Annotated in this window: 18 protein-coding genes; 7 read left to right on the plus strand and 11 right to left on the minus strand. The window is 70.9% G+C overall.

What is annotated here, in order from left to right; all coding sequences use genetic code 11:
• Positions 1-922: 922 nt before the first annotated feature.
• Positions 923-1,576, minus strand: coding sequence for an NAD(P)H-binding protein (locus AB0K25_RS16205; RefSeq protein ID WP_219463261.1), 654 nt, complete (start codon positions 1,574-1,576; stop codon positions 923-925).
• Between the two features lie 136 nt (positions 1,577-1,712).
• Between AB0K25_RS16205 and AB0K25_RS16210 the strand changes: the two genes are divergently transcribed.
• The 5 genes from AB0K25_RS16210 to AB0K25_RS16230 all read left to right on the plus strand — a co-directional run bounded on the left by AB0K25_RS16210 (position 1,713) and on the right by AB0K25_RS16230 (position 7,844).
• On the plus strand, positions 1,713-2,102 hold the full coding sequence (locus AB0K25_RS16210; RefSeq protein WP_307799254.1) for a helix-turn-helix domain-containing protein: 390 nt from the start codon (positions 1,713-1,715) through the stop codon (positions 2,100-2,102).
• Positions 2,103-2,389: 287 nt separating this feature from the next.
• Positions 2,390-4,024, plus strand: a complete 1,635-nt coding sequence (locus AB0K25_RS16215; protein WP_208567535.1) for an FAD-binding protein — start codon at positions 2,390-2,392, stop codon at positions 4,022-4,024.
• The gene (locus AB0K25_RS16220; RefSeq protein ID WP_363820848.1) at positions 4,021-4,767 is read left to right on the plus strand and encodes an SDR family oxidoreductase; all 747 of its coding nucleotides are present in this window, start codon (positions 4,021-4,023) and stop codon (positions 4,765-4,767) included. The genes AB0K25_RS16215 and AB0K25_RS16220 overlap by 4 nt, the downstream gene beginning before the upstream one ends.
• Before the next feature lie 239 nt (positions 4,768-5,006).
• A complete protein-coding gene (locus tag AB0K25_RS16225; RefSeq protein ID WP_363820851.1) occupies positions 5,007-6,269 on the plus strand; it encodes a LuxR C-terminal-related transcriptional regulator in 1,263 nt (420 codons plus the stop codon).
• Between the two features lie 90 nt (positions 6,270-6,359).
• The gene (locus tag AB0K25_RS16230) at positions 6,360-7,844 is read left to right on the plus strand and encodes an MFS transporter (RefSeq protein WP_363820854.1); all 1,485 of its coding nucleotides are present in this window, start codon (positions 6,360-6,362) and stop codon (positions 7,842-7,844) included.
• 27 nt (positions 7,845-7,871) lie between these two features.
• On the opposite strand, the gene AB0K25_RS16235 is transcribed toward AB0K25_RS16230, so the two are convergent.
• The 4 genes from AB0K25_RS16235 to AB0K25_RS16250 all read right to left on the minus strand — a co-directional run bounded on the left by AB0K25_RS16235 (position 7,872) and on the right by AB0K25_RS16250 (position 11,643).
• Complete coding sequence (locus AB0K25_RS16235) at positions 7,872-8,816, minus strand: hypothetical protein (RefSeq protein ID WP_219463267.1); 945 nt, start codon at positions 8,814-8,816, stop codon at positions 7,872-7,874.
• 71 nt (positions 8,817-8,887) lie between these two features.
• On the minus strand, positions 8,888-10,261 hold the full coding sequence (locus tag AB0K25_RS16240) for a glycoside hydrolase family 43 protein (protein ID WP_219463269.1): 1,374 nt from the start codon (positions 10,259-10,261) through the stop codon (positions 8,888-8,890).
• A 284-nt stretch (positions 10,262-10,545) separates the two neighbouring features.
• Positions 10,546-10,980: a cold shock domain-containing protein gene (locus tag AB0K25_RS16245; RefSeq protein ID WP_308291102.1), complete on the minus strand. Its 435-nt coding sequence runs from the start codon at positions 10,978-10,980 to the stop codon at positions 10,546-10,548.
• A gap of 318 nt (positions 10,981-11,298) precedes the next feature.
• A complete protein-coding gene (locus AB0K25_RS16250) occupies positions 11,299-11,643 on the minus strand; it encodes a helix-turn-helix domain-containing protein (protein WP_208567666.1) in 345 nt (114 codons plus the stop codon).
• 629 nt (positions 11,644-12,272) lie between these two features.
• On the opposite strand from AB0K25_RS16250, the gene AB0K25_RS16255 reads away from it, so the two are divergent.
• The gene (locus AB0K25_RS16255; RefSeq protein WP_219463273.1) at positions 12,273-13,169 is read left to right on the plus strand and encodes an NAD(P)-binding domain-containing protein; all 897 of its coding nucleotides are present in this window, start codon (positions 12,273-12,275) and stop codon (positions 13,167-13,169) included.
• An 85-nt stretch (positions 13,170-13,254) separates the two neighbouring features.
• On the opposite strand, the gene AB0K25_RS16260 is transcribed toward AB0K25_RS16255, so the two are convergent.
• The 6 genes from AB0K25_RS16260 to AB0K25_RS16285 form a co-directional block, all read right to left on the minus strand.
• Entirely contained in the window at positions 13,255-14,334 is a 1,080-nt protein-coding gene (locus tag AB0K25_RS16260; protein ID WP_357537382.1) for a cellulose binding domain-containing protein, read from the minus strand.
• A gap of 122 nt (positions 14,335-14,456) precedes the next feature.
• Complete coding sequence (locus AB0K25_RS16265) at positions 14,457-15,329, minus strand: sugar phosphate isomerase/epimerase family protein (protein WP_219463277.1); 873 nt, start codon at positions 15,327-15,329, stop codon at positions 14,457-14,459.
• Between the two features lie 5 nt (positions 15,330-15,334).
• Positions 15,335-16,522 (minus strand): ABC transporter substrate-binding protein, encoded by a 1,188-nt coding sequence (locus tag AB0K25_RS16270; protein ID WP_308290820.1) that lies wholly within the window; start codon positions 16,520-16,522, stop codon positions 15,335-15,337.
• 12 nt (positions 16,523-16,534) lie between these two features.
• Complete coding sequence (locus tag AB0K25_RS16275) at positions 16,535-17,518, minus strand: ABC transporter permease (protein ID WP_219463278.1); 984 nt, start codon at positions 17,516-17,518, stop codon at positions 16,535-16,537.
• A gap of 2 nt (positions 17,519-17,520) precedes the next feature.
• On the minus strand, positions 17,521-18,495 hold the full coding sequence (locus AB0K25_RS16280) for an ABC transporter permease (protein ID WP_219463281.1): 975 nt from the start codon (positions 18,493-18,495) through the stop codon (positions 17,521-17,523).
• Positions 18,492-20,015: a sugar ABC transporter ATP-binding protein gene (locus AB0K25_RS16285; RefSeq protein ID WP_219463283.1), complete on the minus strand. Its 1,524-nt coding sequence runs from the start codon at positions 20,013-20,015 to the stop codon at positions 18,492-18,494. The genes AB0K25_RS16280 and AB0K25_RS16285 overlap by 4 nt, the downstream gene beginning before the upstream one ends.
• Positions 20,016-20,537: 522 nt before the next feature.
• Between AB0K25_RS16285 and AB0K25_RS16290 the strand changes: the two genes are divergently transcribed.
• Positions 20,538-24,092 (plus strand): ThuA domain-containing protein, encoded by a 3,555-nt coding sequence (locus AB0K25_RS16290; RefSeq protein ID WP_363820862.1) that lies wholly within the window; start codon positions 20,538-20,540, stop codon positions 24,090-24,092.
• The last annotated feature ends 267 nt before the right edge of the window (positions 24,093-24,359 follow it).

Consider the following 24,359-nt stretch of genomic DNA (forward strand, 5'->3'; position numbering starts at 1 on the left):
TGGGAAAATGCTCGAAAGTGGATCAGCGGCCACCGACAATGGGGGCGGCGGCGGAAACAAGACCGTTCCCCGGCGGAAACAATTCACCGCGCCGGCGTCGACGCTCCGGGAGAACGCGAACAATCAGAGAGGGAAAGCACGCCACCGGTCGTGGACGCAGCGGACGACCGGCGCGGAAACAGGGCACGCGACCGGCACGACGATCCGACGCGCGCCCGGCCCTCCGCGCAGCAGGACGGGGGCTGCCCCGCGCGGGGCCACGCCCCGGCGAGCAGAACGGGCCAACTCCGGGCGACGAGCGACCGGGTCCGGGGCACGGCGGACGGTCGATCCGAGGAGACCCGGGGTCACGTACCCCACGCGCGGGATACCTCCGGCGGGCCAGCGGCCAGCGGCCAGCGGCCAGCGGCCAGCGGCCAGCGGCCAGCGGCCAGCGAATCTACCCTCCAGCCATGGGCGGACCGCTGTGCCGTGCCGAATGCCAGAGCCGGGACCAGGAACCAGGCGCGGCGGCGGCCGAGGCGGTGGATGTCGGCGGTGCCGTTGGCCGCGGCCGGCGGTTTCCCAGCCGCAGGCCCGGTAGCCGGGCACTCCGGTCGACCCGCCGCCCTGTCATGCTGCGGCCGCCGCCACCGGCTACCCCTCGCACCGGGGGCCGGTGGCGGAGGCCGCAGCCGGCCCGGGCTTCAGTCCTGTGCCGGCACAGGGGTGGGTCCGTCGTGGACGGTCGACCCCGGTCACGGGACCCCCGGGCCACCCGCCCGGTCGGCTGCCGCGCCCATTGCGGGCAGCCGACCGGGCGGGTTCCGGCCCGCGTCCAGGCGGCCGGGCGGGCGACGCCCCGCGCCGGCTACCACTCGTGCCGGCCCGGACGCGGCGTTCCGGGCCGACGGTCAGGACGCGGTGTGCTCCGCGCCGGAGCTCAGTAGGCGACGGCGAAGTGCGTGCGCGGGTGTGCGCCCTGCTCGGCCTCGTCGAGGACGGCGATGGCGAAGTCGCGGTAGGAGATGCGGCTGGCACCGTCGGCGTCGGCAAGCATGCCGGTGTCGCCCGCGCGGTACGCCCCGGTCCGCTCGCCCTCCGGGTCGAACTCCATCGCCGGCACCACCACCGACCACTCGACCGTCGCCGGCGCCTCCCGCAGCACGTCGAGCGCCGCCGCGTGGGCCTTGGCGAAGTCCTGGAACTGCGCCGGGAAGCCGGGGGTGTCCATGACCCGGACGCCGGGCGCGGCGTCGAGGTAGGCCGACAGGCCGATGGCGACCAGGCGGCCCCCGCCGGTCTCGGCGACGGCGTTGACGAGCGCGCCGGCGGCGGCGGTGAAGAACGTCGCCATGTTGTCCCCGGCACCGGGGGCGACCGCGTTCACCACCGCGCCCGCGCCCTTGACCAGGGCGGCGACCTGCGACTGGTCGGTGACGTCGCCGGCGACCACCTCGACGCCGGAGCCGGAGAGGTCGGCGTACCGGGTGGTGTCCCGGACGACCGCGACGACCTCGTGCCCACGGCTGGCGGCCTCGGCCACGATCGCCCTGCCCGCCTTGCCGCCTGCGCCGAACACTACGATCTTGGTCACTGGTCGTCCCTCTCTCGCGATGCCGATGTTCCGGTTTGCCGCCCACGCGTACGGGCTGTACGGCTGCGAACGGCGCCGGCGTGCCACGGTAACGAGCACCGAGGTTTCTTCCGGGAAACCTCGTTAGGCTGGATCGGTGACGGACTCCACCTCGCGCTTCGATCCGGTCTGCCCGTCCGGCATCGCGCCGATCCACATCGGCGACAAGTGGACGGCGATGGTGATCTCCCTGTTGGCCGAGGGACCGATGCGGTACTCCGACATCCGGGCGCAGATCGGCCCGGTCACGGCGAAGGTGCTGACGGCGGCGCTCCGCGGCCTGGAACGGGACGGCTTCGTCGCCCGGATGGAGCAGCCCGGCCCGCCGCGCAGCGTCCACTATGGCCTGACCGAGCTGGGTCGGACCCTGCTGCCCGCCATCGAGCTGGCCGTCCAGTGGGCGCACGACCACCTCGGCGCGATGCTCGACGCGCAGGAGGCATACGACCGCGAACATGCCCGACAGGGCCGGGTGGAACTGCGCTGATCAGGCATTTCTGCATTGATTCGGGGTGCCGGCCGGATAGCTCAGCGCATCCATTACCGTCGACTCAGGTGATCCAGGACACAATTTCCCTAGGGGAGATCTAGGGGTTCTGGCGAGCGCTTCGACCGTTGGCTGCGGCGAAATTCCCATAGTAAGGTTACGGTCCGTTCGACAGGTGGCGAGCGCATCGCCGCGCGCCCCCATTGACGTTTCTTCGCCGGGCCTCGACGCATCGGGCGCGGTGTCCACCCCACATTCACTCAATTCCAGGGGGAAGCTTGTCCCGGTTGAGCCGTAGGCGGTTGATGTCCGGTGTCGGCACCGTCATCGCCGGCGCAGGTGCGAGCACGCTGATCGGCGACCACGTGGTCGCCGCGCCCGCCCAGGTCGACAGCCTGGCCGGTGGGCAGAAGACTCCCGGGCCGGTGACGATCGGCCCCACCGACCGCCGTTACGCCGACGCCCTCCAGCGCGGGTTCAACCGCCGCTTCGTGGGCAGCCCGGAGGCGGTGCGGATCGTCAGTACCACCAAGCAGGTCGTCGCCGCGGTGCAGGCGGCCGTGACGGCCGGCAAGAAGGTCGTGGTCCGCAGCGGCGGGCACTGCCTGGAGAACTTCGTCGACGACCCGGCGGCGAAGGTCGTCATCGACCTGGTCGAGATGCGCTCGGTCACCTTCGACACCACCCGTAACGCCTTCTGCGTGCAGGGCGGGGTCACCCTCGGCGACCTGTACCGGCGGCTGGACTGGGGGTGGGGCGTCACCGTCCCCGGTGGCTCCTGCCAGAGCGTCGGCATCGGCGGGCACGCCACCGGCGGCGGGTTCGGCATGCTGTCCCGGCAGCACGGCATCGTCGCCGACTACATCGACGCGGTCGAGGTCGTCATCGTCGACGCGACCGGCACGGCGAAGTCCGTCGTGGCAACCCGGGCCACCGGGGACCCGAACCGCGAGCTGTGGTGGGCACACACCGGCGGCGGGGGCGGCAACTTCGGCATCGTCACCCGGTTCTGGCTGCGCAGCGCCACGGCCACCGGCACCAACCCGAGCACGCTGCTGCCGACGCCGCCCGGTGCGGTCGCCAACACCATCCTCACCTGGAACTGGGCCGACGTGTCCCGGGCGGACTTCGTCCGGATCATGGCCAACTACGGCACCTGGCACGAGCTGAACAGCGCCCCCGGGGCCACCGGCACCAAGCTGTTCTCCGCGCTGACCGCCAACCGCAGCGAGTACGGCCGGCTGTCGGTCGTCGCCCAGGTCGACCCTACGGTCAGCGGCAACAACACGCTGCGCAGCTCCTACGTCAGCGCGATCACCGCGGGCGTCACCGCGACGCCGACGATCCTCGACACCGGCACCCGGCCGTGGCTGACCACCACGCTGAACCTGCCGACCACGGCCGCCGCGTTCGGCATCACCGGCCCACTGCGCTCCAAGAGCAAGGGTGGCCTGCTCAAGCAGCGCTACACCGACGCCCAGGCGGGGCGGGTGTTCGACCGGCTCACGGCGAGCGGCTACACCAACCCGGCGTCCGGCCTGACGCTGCTGTCGTACGGCGGGGCGATCAACGCCACCGCTCCCACCGCAACGGCGACGGCGCACCGCTCGTCGGTGATGGCCGCGTCGTTCACCAGCTACTGGGACGACCCGAGCGCCGACGCGACGAACATCGACTGGCTGCGCGGGCTCTACCGGGACGTGTACGCCGAGACCGGTGGGGTGCCGGCGCCGGACGCCCGCAACGAGGGGTCCTACATCAACTGGCCCGACATCGACTTCCTCGACAGCACCCAGAACACCTCCGGCGTGTCGTGGTCGACGCTGTTCTACGGCGACAACTACCCGCGCCTGCAACTGGCCAAGGCGGCCTACGACCCGCTCAACGTGTTCAGCCACGTCCTGGGCGTGGCGGCTCCGTGACCGGACAGGTCCTGGTGGTCACTGCGGGTGCCGGTGGGATCGGCTCCGCAGTGGCCCACCGCTTCCGGTCCCGGGGTTGGCAAGTGGTGATCGTGGACCGTGACGCCGGGCGGGGGCGCGCGGTGGCCGGCGGGTGCGACGGGCTGTTCGTGCACACCGACGCGACCACCATGGCCGGCTGCCAGGAGTACGTCGAGGCGACCCTGACCCGGCACGGGACACTGGACCTGCTGCACCTCAACGTGGGCGTGCTCGCCGGCACGGCGGTCGGCGACGGGTTCGACCCGCAGGCGTACCAGTCGATGATGCGGACCAACGTCGACTCCGTCGTGTTCGGCGTGCAGGCCGCGTACGCGCCGATGCGGGCGCACGGCGGTGGCGCGGTGCTGGTCACGGCCAGCACCACCGGGGTGCGTCCGTCGCCGGACGCCCTGTACTCGGCGAGCAAGCACGCGGTGGTCGGGCTGGCCCGGTCCCTCGCGGGCCCGCTCGGGCAGGTGAACATCCGGATCAACGCGCTCTGCCCGGGCGCGGTGGACACCCCGATGCTCGCCGACCGGCGCGACGCGCTGGTGCGTGCGGGTGTCGGGTTGGTGACACCGGAGGAGGTGGCCGCCGCCGCCGAGCAGGCGCACGCGACGGGACGTACCGGCGAGGCGTGGATCGTCAACGCCGGGCACCCGGTCGCCCCGCATCCGTTCACGGAGGTCGTCATCGCGGGAGAGGAACGGATCTCCCGCTGACGGCCGTACCGCCGGCACGTCCCGGTAAAGATCAGTGCCGGTAAAGATCAGCGGTCGAACAGACAGGAGTGCTTTCATAGGGGCCGGTCACGCAATTCGGAACGACTTGCACGGCAGGGGGACCAATGATAACCGAACCCTTATTCGGCGATTACCCGGAAGAGTTCCCGGGGACGTGGTTGCGGCCCGATGTCGATTCCGCGCGACGGCCGATCAGGCAGGTCGTTGGTTACGACCGGGTGTTCCGGAGAATCGAGGCGAGCCTCGAACCGCTCGCCGGCCACCCCGAGGCACGTGAATCCGACCGGTGGAAGTCGCTGGTGCTGGCCTCCTGCGATTTCCCCGGCGCCCTCGACCGGCTCACCGACCTCTATCCCTGCGGTGAGGCCCGGCACGGCACGTCCCTTGAGGACATGAGCCGCGAGCAGTTGATGACCCTCGGGTTGGTCAACGCGATGACCGCCACCTGGCCCGGCCTGGACCACGTCACCATGGCCCGTGACTACCTGGAGAACCAGGAAGCCCAGATCCCCACCGGCGTCGAGTGGCTGGTGAGTTGCGCGATCCGCATCCTGCTGCTGTCCGGGGATCCGAACGCCGCCGCCTGCGCGGCGGCGGCCCGGCAGCGTCTCGGCGGGCAGAACCCGATCGGTTGGCGGGCCCGGCTCACCAGCCTGCACGCCGTCTGCGCGCTGCTCGACGGCGACGTGCAGGGCGGCGTCGAGTGGGGTGAGCAGGCGCTGCGGATGATGCAGCCGAGGCGTTGGGCGCACCGGATCGGTGAGCCGCTGGCCACCGTGGTCCTGGGCAACCTGGCCCTGGGCCGGATCGGCGCGGCGGTGCACCACCTGCGTACCACCCCGTCGGCGTTGATGGACGAGTCCAGCTACAGCCTCTGGTACCGGCACGGCTTCGGGCACTTCTGTCTGGGCACCGGTGACCCACGCGGCGCGGTGACCCGGTTCATGAGCTGCGGGCGGAGCATGGCCGAGTGGGGCATGGCGCTGGAGCACCTCTTCCCGTGGCGGCTGGCGGCGGCGGCCGGCTACCAGATGCTCGGCGAGCAGGACGTCGCCGTACACCTGGTGGATGCGGCGTTGCAGGCCCGCGGCGACGAGATACGGGCCCGGGCCATGCAGACCACGGACAGCGTCGGGGTGGTCTTCGGCGGTGCCCGCGAGGCGATCCTCACGACGCTGGAGCGGTTCTCGTCGAGCCCCGACTTCTTCCTGATCCTGCGCCGGTTGCAGACCGAACCGCTCGACTTCGGACGCGGGGACTACGCTACCGTCACGGTGCTGGAGCGGCGTCCGCCGGCGTTCCTGTCGACGCTCACCGACAGCGAGTTGAAGGTCGCCACACTGGCCGGCCGGGGCAAGCAGAACAAGATGATCGCCCGGGATCTCAGCATCACGATCAGCACGGTGGAGCAGCACCTGACCCATGTGTACAAGAAGCTCGGCATCGGCAACCGCAAGGAACTCCGCCTGATCATGGGCTGACCCACCGCGTCGCCGGGGCGACGCCCTCCCGACCTGATCGCCCTCACCACGGACCCCGGACGCCGGGGCCCACACCTCTAACGGAACCTCATGTCTAGTCACCTCTCCGCACCGGATTCCGCCGGGGCGCAGGAGCACCGGGACCGGCCGACCCGCCGGGCACAGGTCCACGCGGTGGCCGTGCTGCTGGCCACCACGGTCCTCCCGCTGACCATCACCGGGGCGTCGGTCGCGTTGCCCGGCATCCAACACGACCTCCAGACCAGCACCGTCGCCGCGCAGTGGGTGGTCAACGCCTACAACGCGACGTTCGCCGCGTTCCTCGTGCTGGGCGGCGCGGTCACCGACCGGTGGAGCCCCTACCGGGTGTTCCTGTCGGGGGTGGCGGTCTTCGCGGTCGCCTCCGCCGCTTCGGCGTTCGCACCGACGGTGCTGGTGCTGAACCTGACCCGCGCCGTCACGGGCGTCGGCGCGGCGGCCACCGTGACCGGCGGGGTGGCGCTGCTGTCGGTCGTGTTGACCGGCCGGGCGCAGGCCCGCGCCTTCGGCCTGCTGGGCACCCTGCTCGGCGTGGGGTTGGCGTTCGGACCGCAGCTCAGCGGCGTGGCGTTGGAGACGCTGGGGTGGCAGGCCGTGTTCGGGGTACCCGCCGCGGTGGGCGTGCTGGTGATCGGTCTCGCCCTGGCCGCCCGCCCGCCCGCCGCCGCACGCCGGACGTCGGCCCACCCGCCGTTCGACTGGGCCGGGGCGCTGCTGTTCACCGGGGCCTCGCTGATCGGCATCGCGACCCTGGTGGAGGCGCCCCGGCTCGGGGCGACGCATCCGCTGCTGTGGGGCGGGGCGGCCCTGTCCGCCGTGCTGCTGCTGTCGTTCGTCGGTGTGGAGCGTCGGGTGGCGCACCCGGTGACCGACCTGACGCTGCTGCGCAATCCCCGGTACACGGCGATCGCGATCACCGCGGGCACCCTGATGGTGGTGCTGGTGCCGATCCTGGTCTACCTGCCGTCGTACCTGATCAACGTGGTGGGCCTGTCCCCCACCGAGGCGGGCGCCTGGATGCTGGTGCTCACCGCCCCGACGATCGCGTTGCCGCCGGTGGGCGGCATCCTGATCAGGAGCGTCGGGATGACCCCGGTCCTGGTCACGTCGGTGGTGCTCTGCGGGCTCGGCGCGCTAGGGCTGGTGACCCTGTCGCCGGGCAGCACGTTGCCCACCATGGCGCTGCCCCTGCTCGCCATCGGGGCGGGGGCCGGACTGCCCTCCGGTCACATCGACCGGCTCGCCGTCTCCGAGGCGGACGAGAGCCGACGGGGGGCGGCGGCCGGGCTGTTCAACACCATCCGACTCTCCACCGAGAACGTGAGCATCGCGGCGGCCGGGGCGTTCATCGCCGCCGCGAGCCCCGTCGGCCTGCGCGGACGGCACTTCACCGACGCGCTGCACACGGTGGCGCTGGTGCTGGCGGCGGTAGCGATCGCCGTCGCGATGCTGCTCGTGGTCGTCGACCGTCGGGCCCGGGGCGCGGCCCGGGTGGAACACGCCCCGGGCCCAATACGGTCGGCAGTGAACGAGTAGCCCGGGCGGCGGCCGGTGGGCCGTCGCTCAGCCCAGGCTGATCACCGGTCGGGTCAGGGTCTCGTCGGCGTACCCGTCGTCGGAGGCGAGCCACCGGCCGAAGTCCCCGTCCCGGTAGGCCGTCGCGAGGGTCAGCCAGCCCAGGAAGAAGCCGCTACCGCCGCAGGTGACGACACCGCCGTCACCGCCGCACACCACCGTCGGTTCGGTCGTCACCTCGTACCGGTAGGAGTCCTGACCGATCGCCAACCCCCACAGGTTCGGCGTGCGGTGCACCCCGGTCACCTGCTCGACCGGGTAGCCGTCGTCGGGGGTGTCGTCGCCCCAGCGGAACAGGGTGGTCGCGCCCGCGCCGCAGGCCCACTCCCACTCGTCCGGGCTGGTGGTCCGCAGGCCGAGGTCGGTGAGGGCGGCCATCGCCTCGTCGTGGTCGAACTCCTCGACCAGCACCGCGCGGGTCACCCGGCCGGTCGAGTCCAGCTCGACGGTCAGCCCGTCGGCGGAGCTCACCGTGCCCGCCCCGTCGCTCCGGCGGCCGAGGGACGCGACGAGTTCACCGACCCGGGGGTCGTCCGGCGGCACCGGCATCTCGCCGGGTTCGAACGCCTCCACCGCGACCAGCATCGCCGGCAGGTCGACGTCGCGCACGGGCGAGGTCATCGCGTCGAGGTGCTCGGTCAGCGGCGGCAGGCCGTACTCCTCGGCGCTGTCGGCGTAGCTGGCCGCCTGGGCCGCGCCGGGGTGGAACCGGGCCGCGTCGTAGCCGAGCGTCGGCCGACCGCCGGGTACCAGCGCGAACCGCAGCCCGCCCCGGTCGAACACCGCCGTGCGGTGCCGGCGTCCCGCGTAGGTGGTGTCCCGCAGGCCCACCACGGTCAGGTCGTGCCGTGCCGCGATCTCCCGGGCCAGTCGGCCGGCGGCCTCCTCGGACCGGTCGTTCCACTGGTCGACACGGAGTTCGGCGTACGACATCGGGCCAGGATAGGGCCGGGCGCGCCGGCACCGACGGGCGGGTTCGGCGTCCGCCGGTGTGCCGGGTGTGGTCAGTAGCCGATCCGGAAGGTGGCGTCCTGCCGGTCGGTGGCCGGTGAGCTGCTGGTGAGCGGGTCGATGCGCAGCAGGTAGTCGTAGTGGCGCAGGTAACGGTCGGGGAAGTTGTACGACCGGAACGACGTCCACGACGAGTCGGCGAGGCCGGCCGTGCGGTAGAACGTGGCGTCGCCCCGGAACGCGCTGGTGCCGTCGTTGGCCGCCAACCGGATCGTGTAGTCGTAGTGGCGCAGGTACCGGTCGGGGTAGTTCACCGAGCGGAACGACACCCCGGCCGGGTCGGCCAGGCCGGGCACCAGGGTCCACAGCTGGTCCTGGTACGGCTCGAACGGGTACGGGTCGATGCGCGCGACATTGTTGCCGTGCCGCAGGTAGCGGTCGGGGAAGTTGTACGACTTGATCCGGTTCCAGGTGGGCAGCCCCCAGGCGGCGGTGAGCGCGGTCAGCTCGGCCGAGGTCACCGGGGCGATCCCGGGGTGCTTGGAGTTCAGCGGCTGGGTGTACGCCCGGTCGTTGAGCAGGCTCCACGTGCCGCCTGCCACGTTGCTGGTCTGCCAGCAGAAGAACCGGCCGTTGGGGCTCCACGTGTCGCCCCACAGGTACCAGGTGTTCGCGGTGTGGGACTTGACGATCTGCGGGGCCTCGACGCCCCGACCGGGGCTGACGGCGGCGGTGTGGATGCTGAAGCTGCCCGGGTTGAGGGTGGTGGAGCGGGTGCCGAGCAGGGTGCTGTTGGTGTTGTTCTTGAAGTACATGTAGTTGACCCCGTTGACGGTGACGAAGCTGCCGTCGATGGCGTCGTAGCCGGGGTCGAAGAACGTCTGCGGGGCGGAGGCGGTCACGAAGTCGCTGGTGTAGTTCACCATCAGCACGTTGCGGCCGCCGGTGACGGCGGAGTAGACCACGGCGTACTGCCCGCGCCCGGCGTCCCAGTACGCCTCGGGCGCCCAGGCGTGGGTGGCCAGCGAGTGCACCTTGAGCAGCCGGTAGCCGGTGAAGGTACGCAGGTCGGCCGAGTCCCAGACGTGCAGGTACTGGCTCTGGTAGTTCCAGTCGGTGCCGTTGAGGTCGGTGGCGAGCACCACGAAGCCGCCGTTCTGCTTGCGCAGGACGAACGGGTCGCGCAGGCCACGGCTGCCCAGCGTCGGGGTGGCGACGGGGCGGTTCTGGTTGAGCGGGGTCCAGTTCAGGCCGTCGCTGCTGACGGCGAGGTGCAGCCCGTAGTTGGCGGCGGTCATGCTCGGCGACTCGGTGAAGTACGCCATGACGTAACCGTCCCCGGGGGCGGCGGACGCGGTCGCGGGGCGCAGCAGGGTCGCCCCGGCCAGGGCGGCACCGGTGGCGGACAGCAGGGTGCGACGCTTCAACTGATCACCTCGGGTGGCGGGCGGCAGGGCGGCACTGACCCTCGTACGTTATCGCTAACATCGATGACGTCAAGTGTTAACACGAGCCGGACCAGCCTGCGCAGGTTGCCGCCCACCGGACCCACGGGGGCAGGTTGCCGTCGGAGACACCGGCAGCCTCGACGGCGGAGAGCCCGTCGAGGCGGCACGGGTGCAGAGTCCGTGCGATCGATCCGTGGTCGAGGCTGCGGCGGGGCCCGGCCCTCGCCGCAGCCGTGGCGACGACGGGCCGGCCGCCGGCGGAGTCAGTCCTCCAGCCACCCGTGCGAGCGGGCGAACTGGGTGAGGTGCTGCCGGATCTGGCTGATCTGGCCACCGGTGAGCGTCGGGACCTGCTCCACCAGGAGATCGGTGATGTCGGCGCGGAAGGCGGCGGCGGTCAGCACGTCGCACTCGTCGTCGTCGGCGCGGTCGGCCGGCACGCCCGTCGCGGCCGGCACGCTGCGCGCGACGGTCGCGCGCGGTGTCACCGGGCCCGGGTTGAGCAGCCGCGCGTAGAGCGCCTTGACCCCCCGGTTCCCCTCCACCGACTCGAACTCCACCCGCATGCCCGGGGCCACGTTCGGCCGCTGATCGCCGAAGTCGTTCGCGTGGACGAAGACATCCTCGCCACCGCCCTCCGGGCTGATGAAGCCGTACCCCTTCACGTCGTCGAAGCTGAGAATCGTTCCGACCGCCACCGCGACCACCACCCCAATAACAGGAACCACCAGAACAGGAAAAAACCACCGCATCGGATGCCACCGCAAGGGTACCGCCCCCGAAGCGACACCCATGGTAAGCGACGGATGCCCGATCCGGGGGGCACCGAGCCGCCGGGACGCGGCCCGCACCGAGTTACCGCGTGCGGCCCGCACCGAGTTACCGCGTGCGGTCCGCACCGAGCCGCCGCGTGCGGCCCGCCTGCCGCCGCGCGGGCGGCGACGGGACGCGGTCACCCGGGACGACGGTGGGCGGTGGCGGCGGGCGGAGCCGCCCGACGCATTCCCCGCCCGGAGTCAATTGTCGCCGGGCACGGGCACGGCCCGCTCCGGCAGATGTTCCCGGCCCCATGCCCCTAGGGGCTTGAGCGCCTGATTCAGCGCCTGACCGCGATCGGTGAGTGAGTATTGCACCCGCAGCGGCAGGCCCGGGGAGGTCTCCCGGTGGACGATGCCGTCGGCTTCCAACTCGCGCAGATGCTGGAACAACACCTTTTCGCTCACTCCGATGAGCCTTCTCAGCTCACCGAACCGTCGGTGCCGGTCGCTGAGGGCCCACAGGATCACGACCTTCCACTTGCCACTGATCACCTCGATCGCGGCGTCGAGTCCGCAATGCGTCGGCCGCACCCTGACACTCAATTCGCCCACTCCCCGAACGGCCGGGACGCCTTCCCCACGCGCTCCGGTGTGCCGCAGAGTCTAGCGCGCGAGGTCGCCCGGTCCCCCGTTTCGTGGGACGCCCGCCACAGGTGATCCCGGCTGCGGCGGGGGCACCCGTCATGGCCGGGGCCAGGTGCACCCGGGCCCACGGCACCGACCGTCGGGCCGACGCACGGCACGGGTCCACCCCAGTTCCGGTCGCCGTCGGAATTGACTCCTGATGATCTCGAAAGTTCGCACGACGGGGGCACGGTGTGCGTCTGCTCCGGTGTCCCGAAATGCGGGCCGATTCCAGCCCCGCGCCTGGCGGCTACACCTGGTCGGCTGCCCTTTTCCGCGATCACGGAAAGGCCGGCACCACCCGACGGGCCCGGCGTCCGGAAGCCCCATTCCAGCCACCCCGGGCTGGGGGAACGGCCATCGTCCGCGGCCGGCTCCGCCGGGTGGGGTGATCGGCGACCGCTCACATACCTTGCAGTAAGTGGTTGAGGGCTCATCTGCCCGCGTCTAGGCTCACCACTGTCGAATCGGCGGCGGCACCTGCTTTCTGTGTGCCGGCACCTAATCCCTTTCCCGCCTTTTCAGGAACACAGAGGAGCGTGACACCGGTGTCCGGTGACAATGGCGTACGCGTGTCGGTCGTCGGCCTCGGAATGATGGGTTCGGCCCTGGCGGGCGCATATCTCAGGGCCGGCCACCCCACGACGGTGTGGAACCGCTCCGCCAGCAGGGCGGACCCGCTTGTCGAGCAGGGCGCGCGCCGCGCGGACACGATCGCCGACGCGGTCGCCGCGAGCGACCTCCTGGTGGTCTGCGTGGTCGACTACCGGGCCCTGTACGAGATCTTCGAACCGGTGCGGGAGGCACTCGACGGCAAGACCATCGTCAACCTCACCTCCGGGGTGCCGCAGGACGCCCGGGGGGCCGCGCGGTGGGCGCAGTCCCTGGGGGCGAGCTATCTCGACGGTTGCCTCCTGACGGTGCCGCCGGCCGTCGGGCTCCCCCAGACCCTGCTGTTCTACGGCGGCCCGGCGGAGGTCTTCGACACGTACGAGTCGACCCTGAAGGTCCTCGGCGGCAACAGCGTCCTCCTGGGTGCGGACCCGGGGGTCGCCAGTCTCTACGACCTGTCGCTGCTGGGCATCCTCTGGTCGTCGCTCGCCGGCGCGCTGCACGGCTTCGCGATGCTCACCGCCGAGGGCGTCCCCGCGGCGGCGCTGACGCCGTTCGTCGGGTCCTGGATCACCCACGTGGTGCTGCCCAGCATCACGGGTGCCGCCCGGCAGGTCGACGCGGGCCGGTACGCCACCGACATCTCCACGGTGGGCCTGAACGCGGCCGGTCTGGCCAAGCTGGTGGAGGCCAGCAGGGGCCAGGGAATCCGGCCGGACGTGATGGTCCCGATCCGGGACATGCTCCGGGAGCGGGCCGGCAGCGGGCACGGCGACGAGGCGCTGGCCAGCATGATCGAGGTCATCAGGAGGCCCCGGGCCACCGCGTCGTGATCCGCCCACCCGGCCTGCACCCGCCCGACCTCCGGTCCGTCGTACGCCCACCGTGGCAGGGGTACGACGGACCGGAGGTGACGGGCTAGCGGATGGTGAAGGTCAGCGGGTTCGAGATGCCGACACCGCCGTGGGAGTCGTGGACCCGCACGGTGAAGGTCGACGACGTGCCGGCGGACAGGGGCACCTGGAACTGGTAGCGCTGCCCGCTGTTGGTGGGCGTCACGGCCAGCTTGGTCGTGCCGAGATACAACTCCACCCGACTGACGGGGTCCCCGGCGTCGGCGTCGGTGGCGTCGGCGACCAGGGTGACCGTCGTGGGTTCGAGGAAGTACGTCTGCCCACCGGGGGTGCTCAGCGCCACCGCCGGCGGGTGGTTGGTGCCGGAGGACGGGGGCGTGACCACCGTGACCAGCAGCGGCGGCGCACCACCGGACAGCGACTGGTCGGTGCCGGCCGAGACATTGAGCACGTAGGTCGTGCTGGTCCCGGGGGCGCCGGTCGGGGGTGTCCACTGTGCGTCGAACCGGTCGCCGGTCGTCCGCACACCCTGGGCCACCGTGACGCCGTTGACCCGGAACGACACCCCGGTGATGTAGTGGCCGCCGCCCACGGTCGCGGTCGCGGCCAGCGGGACGGGGCCCGGTGCGGTGTAGACCGCGCCGACGGTCGGACTGACCCAGTTGACGTACGCCGGGTAGTCAGCGACCGGCGGCGAGGTGGTCGGCCCGGCCGTCGTCCTGCTGGGCAGGACCCCGCCGGTGCAGGCGACGCCGTTGAGCGTGAACGCCGCCGGCACGGGGTTGCTACCGAACCAGGCACCGACGAAACCGATGTTCGCGGCGCCGTTGGTGCCCAGGGTCGCGTTCCAGTTGAGGTTGGTCGCGCTGACCTGCTGGCCGGACTGGGCCCAGGTGGCGCTCCAGCCCTGGGCGAACTGCTGGTCGACAGCGGGGAACGCGAACCGCAGCGTCCAGCCGTTGACCGGCTCGCCCAGGTTGGTGACCGCGACGTCGGCGTGGAAGCCGCCGGTCCACTGGCTGGTGACGACGTAGTCCACCCGGCAACCGGCAGCCGCGTTCGCCGCACTGGCGTGCGAGACCGCGGCCATCATCGCGACGATGGCAACAACGACGGCGGCCACAGCCGTCAGCGACTTACGCATGGCACCCCTCGCCCATAGATCGTTAATCATCGATAAGTACGACGACTGTCCTGCCGTTCGGTCCTGCTGTCAAGGCACTCCGGCAGTCCTGCCGCCGGCAGGACATCAGCGCATTCACCGCATCAGCCCGCAGCGACGCGAGGGCCGGCGACGACCCCCCGTAGGTAGCGCAGACCGTCCGTGGCGAGCCGGTCCTGCGACGGGGCCAACGGACGCCAGATCGCCGCGGCGGTGGCGATGGTCTCGTTCTCCGCCGTGAACGACTCGATGCAGACCGCACCCCGGTAACCGGTCTGCCCCAGCACCGCGAAGAAGCGCGGCCAGTCGAAGTGGTCCGCCCCGGGTGAGCCCCGGTGGGTGCCGCTGACCTGGACGTGCTTGATGTACGGGCCGGCAGCGGCGAGGGCCGCGTACGGATCGGACTCCTCGATGTTCATGTGATAGGTGTCGATCATGATGCCGACGCTCGACGGCAGTCCATCGATCAGCTCGACCGTCTGCGCCACGGTGTTGACCACGCTGGTCTCGTAGCGGTTCAACGCCTCCACCCCGATGCTCACGCCACATTCACCGGCCTGCTCGGCCACCGGCGACAGGGCCCGCCGGAACTCCGCATAGCAGTCCGCCCGGGCCGCCGGTGACATCCGCCAGGTGCGCCCGACCGAGGCGTACACCGGACCACCGACGCAGGGGGCGCCGACGGCCGCCGCAGCCGCCACGCACCCCCGCAGGTACGCGACGGTCGACGCCACGACCGCCGGGGACGCGTTCACCAGGTCCCGCCCCGGCGGGGTGACCGCACAGACGCCGGCCGCGACGAGGCCGTGCGCGGCCAGCAGGTCCCGGGTCCGCACCGGGTCCCAGTCGCCGGGCTGCTCGATCGGCAACTCGACCGCGTCGAAGCCGAACGCGGCGATCCGGGGGATCAGCTCGGCGAGGGCGTCGTCGTCGACGGGCGACGCCCACACCCAGGGGTTGACGCCGACGGCGTACACCGGGCCTACTTCCAGCGCTGCGGGTAACCGGGCAGGTCGGTGCAGCCGCACATCGCGTAGTGCAGCGGCGGCATGTCCGCGTCGAGGTACCGGTCCAGGTTGTCCTGGGTGATGGTCGGCTGGGGCAGCTTCCACGGGCTGGGCACCTGCTGGCCGTCGAGGATCCGCAACGCCGCGATGATCGGGGTACGCCACTGGTAGGTCGGGTAGGTCGGCGCGATCGCGGTGAGGTTCTTGTCCTTCCACACCTTCAGGAAGTCGAGCTGGTCCTCGCCGTTGATCGGCGGCACCGGCTTGCCCGCGTCCTGGAACGCCTCGACCGCGGCGACGGCGACCGCACCCGCGTCCATCCAGACACCGTCGATGGTGCCGTACCGCTGGAGGTAGTCGTCGACGATCTTCTTGGTCTTGGCCGGGTCACCGTCGGTGAACTCCACCCCCACCACGTCGACCTTCGCCTTGTCGAACGCCACCTTCGCGGCCGACCAGCGGGTCTCTAGGACGTCGACCCCGGGCAGGATGCGCAGGGCGAGGACCTTGCCGCCGGGCTTCATCTTCTGGCTGACGAACTCGGCGCCGGCGTGACCGAAGCCGTACCCACCGATGGGGTTGATGAACGTCACCGGGCACTTCGTGTTGACCCCACGGTCGAAGACGATCACCGGCAGGCCGGCCTTGCAGGCCGCCTCGACCGCCGGGGTGAGCGTGGCGGTGGTGTTCGGCGAGACGATCAGCGCGTCACAGCCCTTGCCGAGCAGATCGTTGATGTCGGCGATCTGCTTCTGGTCCTTGCCCTCGGCGTCGACGTGCACGAACTCCTTGATGCGGCTCTTCTGTGCCTCCACCTCGGCCTGCATCGTCTTGAACCCGACCTGCCGCCACGGGTTGTTCAGCGCGGCGTTCGAGAAGCAGATCTTGTGCGGACCAGCCTTCTTGAACGTCGCCGTGTCCACCATGGTCGGGTTGAGCATCTGCTCCCACGGCTTGTCCGCCGGCCCGGTCGGGGTCGCACCGAGCAACGCCAACTCGGCGTCGTAGTCGGCCTGGACGAAGAACTTCGACTGTTCCCCGGTCCCCGACCCGGCGGCCGAGGAGGAGGAACCGCCCGACGGGCCCGCGCCCGGTTCGTCGGTGGCGCAGGCGGTGAGGGACAGCAGGGTGACGGCGGCCAGCGCCGCCATGCAACGTCGCACTATGGATTCCCCTTATCGTGACGAAGAACGGGTTGCCGAAACCGCCACGGCGAGCAGGATGATCGCGCCCTGGACGGTGGACCGGAGGGCGCCGGAGACGCCGTAGAAGTTCATCAGGGCGAACAGCAGTTCGAGGGTCAGCGCGCCGAGCATCGCGCCGACGACCGAGCCGCGGCCCCCGCCCAGCGCGACGCCGCCGAGGACGACCGCGGTGATCGCCCCGAACTCCAGGCCCGCGCCGGCCTGGAACGACACCCCGCTGTAGCCACCCAGCAGGATCGCCGCCACGGCCGCCGCCAGCCCGCTGAGGATGAAGGCGACGGTCCGGGTACGCCAGACCCGTACCCCGCTCAGCTGCGCGGTGCGCGGATTGTCCCCGACGGCGACCAGGGTCCGACCGAAGTCCGACCGCATCAACGCCACCGCGAGCACCGCGACGACCACCAGGACCAGCAGCGCATACGGCACCCGACCGAGCAGCGGCACGTCCTCGATCGCCCGCCGGCCGAACCGCCGGAACTCCTCGGAGAGGCCACCCTTCGGTGCGCCGTCGGACCACAGGTAGACCGCGCCGACCAGGATCAGGAACATGCCCAGGGTGGTGATGAACGACGGCACCCGCAGGCGGGTCGTGATCAGGCCGTTGACCAGCCCGACCAGCGCGCCGAAGGCGAGCAGGAGCAGCACCACCGGCCAGGTCCGGGCCGGGTCGCTGTCGATCAGCCGGGCTGCGACCACCACCTGCGCGGTGACCAACGAGCCGACGGACAGGTCGAACTCGCCGGAGACGATCACGAAGTACTGCCCGGCGGCGAGCAGGATGACCGGCGCCGAACGGCCGAGGAAGGACATCAACGACGGCGGGTCGAGGAAACTGGGCTGCCGGATGCCGACGAGCACCAGCAGCACCGCGAGGATCGCCAGGATCGGCAGCACCCCGCCGGGGCGGAGCCGGACGCGGCGCAGGGACAGCGGACGACGCTGGACGATCTGCATGGTCAGGACGCCGCCTTTCGCAGGGCCCGACGGGCGTAGACGGCGACCGCGGCGATGATGATGACGCCCCTGATCACCTGCTTGAAGAAGGCGTCCACCTCGAGCTGGTTGAAGATCGCATCGATGCTGGCCAGCAGCAGCACTCCCCCGACCGTGCCGACCACACCGCCGCGTCCACCGGCCAGCGCGGTCCCGCCGATCACCACCGCGGCGATCGACTCCAGGTCGTAGAGGCCCTCGGTGCCCACCCGGGGTGCGCCCGAGCCGAGCCGACTGGCCAGGTAGACCCCGGCGAGCCCGGCACACAACGAGCACAGCACGTGGGCGGCGACCAGGACCCGGTCGTTGCGGACGCCGGAGAGCCGGGCGACCTCCGGATCGCCGCCGACGGCGACCAGATGGTGACCGAACCGGGTCCGGGACAGCACGAACCAGGCGGCCCCGGTCACGGCGAGCAACAACAGGAACGACAGCGGCACCGGGCCGACCCGCTGATAGCCGAGGGACTGCACGAGGCCGGGCGAGGTGGCGCCGGCCGGACCGTCATAGTTGCTGTCGAGATACCCCTTGAGCAGCAACCCGACGCCGAGCGTGGCGATGAACGCGTTGATCCGCAGCCTGGTCACCAGCAGCCCGTTGAACAACCCGACACCAGCGCTGACCGCGAGCGCCAAGCCGACCGCCGGCAGCAGCGCCCCGTCGCTGCCGTTCATCGTCTCGGCCGCGACGAGGGTGCTCAGACTGATCACGTACGCCACGGAGAGGTCGAGCGACCCACCGAGAATGACAAGCGTCTGACCGACGGCGACGAACCCGAGACCGGCGGCCACGTGCAGCAGGCTGACCGTCGTGGACTGGTTGAACAGCTGACCGCCGTCGACCAGGACGACCAGCCAACCGATCGCGAGGGTGAGGGTCAGGGCCACGAACACGCCCGGCACCCGACGCCGCACCGGCAACAGCGACAGGACGCTCACTGATCGGTCTCCGTTCGCGACTGCGGGGCGTGGCCGACGGCAAGGGCCACGACGTCCTCCTCGGTGGCGGCGGCGGGCAGTTCGCCGGCGATCCGGCCGTCGCGCATGACGACGATCCGGTCGCTCATCCCCAGCAACTCGGGCAGGTCCGAGGAGATCATCAGGACGGCCGCGCCGTCGCGGGCGAGGCGGCGGACGAGGTCGTGGATGGCCGACTTGGCACCCACGTCGATGCCCCGGGTCGGCTCGTCGAAGAGCAGGACCTGCGGGTCGAGCGCGAGCCAGCGGGCCAGCACGACCTTCTGCTGGTTGCCCCCCGACAGGAAGCGGATCTCCTGGTCGTCACCGGCGGCACGGACCTCGACGGTGGCGAGCAGTTCCCGCACGCGTCGGGTGCGGGCGGCACGACCGGAACGGGCCGCGCCGACGGCCCGGGTGGCGAGCAGCGCGTTGTCGAGCACCGACTGCCGGGGCACGATCCCCTCGCCCTTGCGGTCCTCGGTGACGTAGACGATGCCGGCCCGCATCGCGCTACGGGGTGAGCGCAGCCGGACCGGCCGGCCGTCCAGGGTCACCTCGCCGGTGGTGAACGGGGTGACGCCGAAGAGCGCCCGGGCCAGCGCGGACCGTCCGGAGCCCTGTAGGCCGCCGACGCCGAGCACCTCGCCGGCCCGCAGCTGAAGGTCGACGGCGTGCAGTTTCCGGTTGCCCGCGTCGCGGACGGCCAGCCGTACCGGCCCGAGGTCGTCGGAGGTGGCCCGGTCGGGGTAGTAGCTGGACAGCTCCCGGCCGACCATGTGTCGGACCAGGTCGTCGGTGTTGGTGTCGGCGGTGTTCACGGTGGTGACCCGGCGGCCGTCCTTGAGCACGGTGATCCGCCCGGACAGGTCGAAGACCTCGGTGAGCCGGTGCGAGACGTAGAGCAGGCCGATGCCCCGCTGCTGGAGTCGGCGCACCAACCCGTAGAGCAGTTCCACCTCGTGGTCAGCCAGCGCCGCGGTGGGCTCGTCCATGATGAGCACCCGGGCGTCCAGGGCGAGCGCCTTGGCGATCTCGACGACCTGCTGCTGGGCGACGCCGAGCCCGCCGACCATGGCGTCGGGCGCGAGGGTGGTCTCGCCGATCGAGGCGAGCAGCTGGCCGGTGCGCTCGCGCATCGCCCGACGGTCCACCAGTCCCCGGCGTACCGGCTCGTGTCCCAGGTGGACGTTCTCCGCGACGGTACGGTCCGGGAGCAGGTTGAACTCCTGGTGGATGATGCCGATCCCGGCCCGCTGGGCATCGCGCGGGCCACGGAAGACCTGCGGTGCGCCGTCCACCTCGACGGTGCCCCCGTCGGGGGCGTACCCGCCCGAGACGATCTTCATAAGGGTGGACTTCCCGGCGCCGTTCTCGCCGACGACGGCGTGCACCTCACCGGGCGCGACGTCGAGGTCGACGCCGTCGAGGACGCGTACCCCGAGGAAGGACTTCCTGATGCCCCGCAGGGTGAGCAGCGACGCCGGTGGCGGATCTGGCATTCCGGGAACCCTCACAGAAAGTAGTCATCGACGTGGTCCGCGCCGCGCCGCCGAATCGTGCGGAGGGCTGGTTGGGCCGGCTTTTGCCTGCTGCCGCAGGTGCTTACGTCTCGACGACGCAAACTTTCCTTGACATCGACGAAACATCACACGTATGAAGATAGATGTTTCGATGCGTGTCCACAATCCTCCTCCCGACGCAATTCCCAGGCCGACCCCTTCCACTCGGCACCGAAGCCGGGTCGCAGCACCCCCGGGCGACCACCGTCAACCCGTCGAAACATCGAACCTCTTCGAAGCCATTGACACGTATCGATGACTGAACCATCCTGACGTCGCGGCCCACGGGACGAGAACACGAGCCATGTCACTTTCTGTGACCTCTGCGGGGCGGACGGCCGTTACGGCGGACGGCACGACGACCCGAGCAGCACACCCGTGCCCTCGTGCGCCCAGCTGACACCTGGGTGCCGACGGACCACGGCCACCACCGGAGTTGCCCGCCGAAAACTAGGAGACGGCATGCGTCGTACCACACTGCTCATCGCCATGATCGCCGGCCTGTTACTCTCGCTCGGCCTCGCCCCACCCGCGTCGGCGGCCCCGGCCTTCCGCGCCCTGTTGTTCACCAAGACGGTGGGCTACCGGCACGACTCGATCCCCGCCGGGATCAGCATGTTCCAGCAGCAGGCGGCGGCCAACAACTTCGAGCTGGTGCAGACCGAGGACTCCAGCGTCTTCACCGCGGCCAACCTCGCGACCTTCGACGTCATCATCATGTTCCAGACCTCCGGCATGGTCTGGACCTCGGCCGCCCAACGGCAGGCCGTGGAGGGCTACCTCGCCAGCGGCAAGGGCATCGTCGGCATCCACAACGCCCTGGACATGGGCATCGAGGGCGAGTACCCCTGGTGGGACCAGACCCTCAACGGCGGCGCCCACATGCCCGAGCACTCCCCCGGCGTGCTGCCCGGCACCGCCATCGTCGCCGACAAGCAGCACCCGTCGACGACCAGCCTGCCGGACCGCTGGAACCGCAGCGAGGAGTGGTACAACTTCGACGCCAACCCGCGCGGCAACGTGCACGTGCTGGTGACCGCCGACGAGCGCACCTACAACCCGGGGTCCCGGGCAATGGGCCCGGACCACCCGATCTCCTGGTGCCGCAACGCCGCCGGCGGACGGGTGTGGGCCACCGCGATGGGCCACGCGATCGCCTCCTACAGCGAGACGAACTTCCGCGACCACGTCCTCGGCGGCGTGAAGTGGGCCGCCGGCAACCAGCCCGGCGACTGCGGCGGCACCGTCTGGAGCAACTTCGAGAAGCGCACCCTGGACGACAACACGGTCGACCCGATGGCGCTGAACGTGCTGCCCGACGGCCGGGTGATGTACGTCCAGCGCGGCGGCCAGGTCAAGATCTTCAAGCCGACCACCAACAGCACCGTGACCGCCGCCACGCTGAGCGTCTACACCGGCGGCGAGGACGGTCTCACCGGCATGGCGATCGACCCGAACTTCGCCACCAACGGCTACGTGTACCTGTACCACTCACCGGCGAGCAGCAGCACCGACGTCAACCGCGTCTCCCGCTACACGCTGTCCGGTGACACCCTCAACCTGTCCACCGAGGCGCGGATCATCGACATCCCGGCGTACCGGGACCGCACCTTCCCCGAGCCCGGCCACACCGGCGGTTACATCGACTTCGGCCCGGACGGCAACCTCTACATCGGCACCGGTGACGACACCCCGCCGAACCTCGACCCCAACTGGCAGGGCTACGCGCCGCTGGACTGGCGCTCCGGCAAGTCCAACCTCGACGCCGCCCGCAGCGCCGGCAACACCAACGACCTGCGAGGCAAGCTGCTGCGCATCCGTCCCTCGGACAGCGGCGGCTACACCGTCCCGACCGGCAACCTCTACCCCCAGGGCACGGCGCAGACCCGGCCGGAGATCTACGCGATGGGTTTCCGCAACCCGTTCCGCTTCTCGATCGACCCGGCCAACGGCTGGGTCTACCTGGCCGACTACGGGCCGGACCGTAACCCGCCCACCACCAACCGCGGCCCCGAGGGCCTGGTCGAACTCAACGTGATCAAGCAACCCGGCAACTACGGGTGGCCGTTCTGCCACGGCGACAACCAGCCCTACGCGCCGTTCAACCCGGACACCGGCGTGGTCGGTGCCAAGTTCAACTGCAACGCCCCGGTCAACAACTCACCCAACAACACCGGCCTGACCAGCCTGAAGCCGATCGTCGCCCCCAACATGTGGTACGGCTACGGCACCTCGTCGAACTTCCCGGAGCTGGGTTCCGGCGGCTCCGGCCCGATGGGCGGGCCGGTCTACCGGTACGACCCGGCGAACCCGTCGGCCACCAAGTTCCCGCCCTACTACGACGGCGTGCACTTCTTCTACGAGTGGTCCCGCAGCTACATCAAGGAGGTGCACTTCGACTCCGCGACGGCGGTGACCCGCACCAACACGTTCCTGCCCGGCGGGCGGTTCAACAAGCCGATGGACCTGGAGTTCGGCAAGGACGGCTCGCTCTACGTGCTGGAGTGGGGCACCAACTTCGGTGGCGGCAACAGCGACTCCGGGCTCTACCGGATCGACTACATCCAGGGCGGCCGGTCCCCGATCGCCAAGGCCGTCGGGACGCCCACCAGCGGCCTCGCCCCGCTGAACGTCCAGTTCAGCAGCGCCGGCACAGCCGACCCGGACCCGGGCAACACGCTCAGCTACCAGTGGACGTTCGGCGACGGCACCACCTCGACGGCGGCCAACCCGTCGCACGTCTACACCACCAACGGCAACTACACGGCGCAGTTGAAGGTCACCGACAACACCGGAAAGACGGGCTTCGCCAACGTCCAGATCACCGTCGGCAACTCCGCGCCGGTGGTCACCATCACCACACCGGCCAGCGGCGGCATGCTCACCTTCGGTGACAAGGTGTCGTACCAGATCAGCGTCACCGACCCGGACGGCGGCACGGTCGACTGCACCAAGGTGCTCCTGAACCCGGCGTTGGGTCACGACGACCACGCGCACGAGACCACCGAGTACCCGGGTTGCTCGGGCACCATCTCCACCGACCTGCTCGGTGGGCACCCGGACGGCGCCAACCTGTTCTACGTGCTCAACGCGCGCTACACCGACAGCGGTGGCCCGGGCGGCTCGTCCCCGCTCACCGGCACCGCGCAGGCGATCCTCCAGCCGAAGCACAAGCAGGCCGAGTACTTCAGCAGCCAGTCCGGCATCCGGGTCGTCGACGAGGCCAGTGCGGAGAGCACCAAGCGGGTCGGGGACATCTCCAACAACGACTGGATCGCGTTCACCCCGATGAGCCTGGCGGGTATCTCGACGGTCAGCTACCGGCTGTCGTCGCCCTCCGGTGGCGGCACCATCGAGTTGCGGGCCGGCTCGCCGACCGGCACCCTGCTGGCCACCACCCCGGTGCCCAGCACCGGCGGCTGGAACAACTACCAGTCAACCGCACCGGTGAGTGTGTCCGCGCTGTCCGGTACGCAGACGCTCTACATGGTGTTCAAGGGCAGCACCAACAACTGGTTCGACCTCGACTCGCACACCTTCGGCGGGGCGGGGGTCGGCGTTCCCGGCACCGGCACCGGCACCGGCGTGGCGGGGAAGACGTGGACGCTCACCGCCCTGCACAGTGGGAAGCTGATGGACGTCAGTGGCGTCTCCACCGCCGACGGCGCCCAGCTCACCCAGTGGGCGGCCACCGGTGGCAACAACCAGAAGTGGCAGGCCGTGGACGCCGGTAGCGGCGCGGTCTACCTGAAGGCGGTGCACAGCAACAAGTGCGCCGAGGTGATCGGCGGCTCCACCACCGCGGGTGCGTTCCTCCAGCAGGCCACCTGCAACAACAGTGACCGGCAGAAGTTCACCGCGACGGCGACCACGACCGCCGGGGTCTACACGGTGCGCAACGTGCAGAGCGGGCTCTGCATGGACGTCAACGGTGCTTCCACCGCCGACGGCGCCCGCCTGTTGCAGTGGACCTGCCACAGCGCCAGCAACCAGCAGTGGCGGTTCACCCAGGTGTGACGCACCACCCGCCGCCGTTACTGCGGCGGTGGGCTGAGGGGGCCGGCTCCGGATACTAGGAGCCGGCCCTCGCTGGCTGTGCTGACGGCCCCGGCCGGGGCGGCGGGTGGCGGACGCCACCGGGTGGCTCCACCTGCTGGTCGACCCCGCGGCGCCCGGATCTGGCCGATGTGCGGGCGTCGAGCTGAAGTGATCGACGTAGCGATGCGCGACCCCCGCCGTTCGTCTCGGGTGCCCGACCCAACTGTGCGGTTAGGCGTATACGCC

The sequence above is a fragment of the Micromonospora sp. NPDC049257 genome, assembly GCF_040678915.1.
GTDB lineage: Bacteria > Actinomycetota > Actinomycetes > Mycobacteriales > Micromonosporaceae > Micromonospora > Micromonospora antibiotica.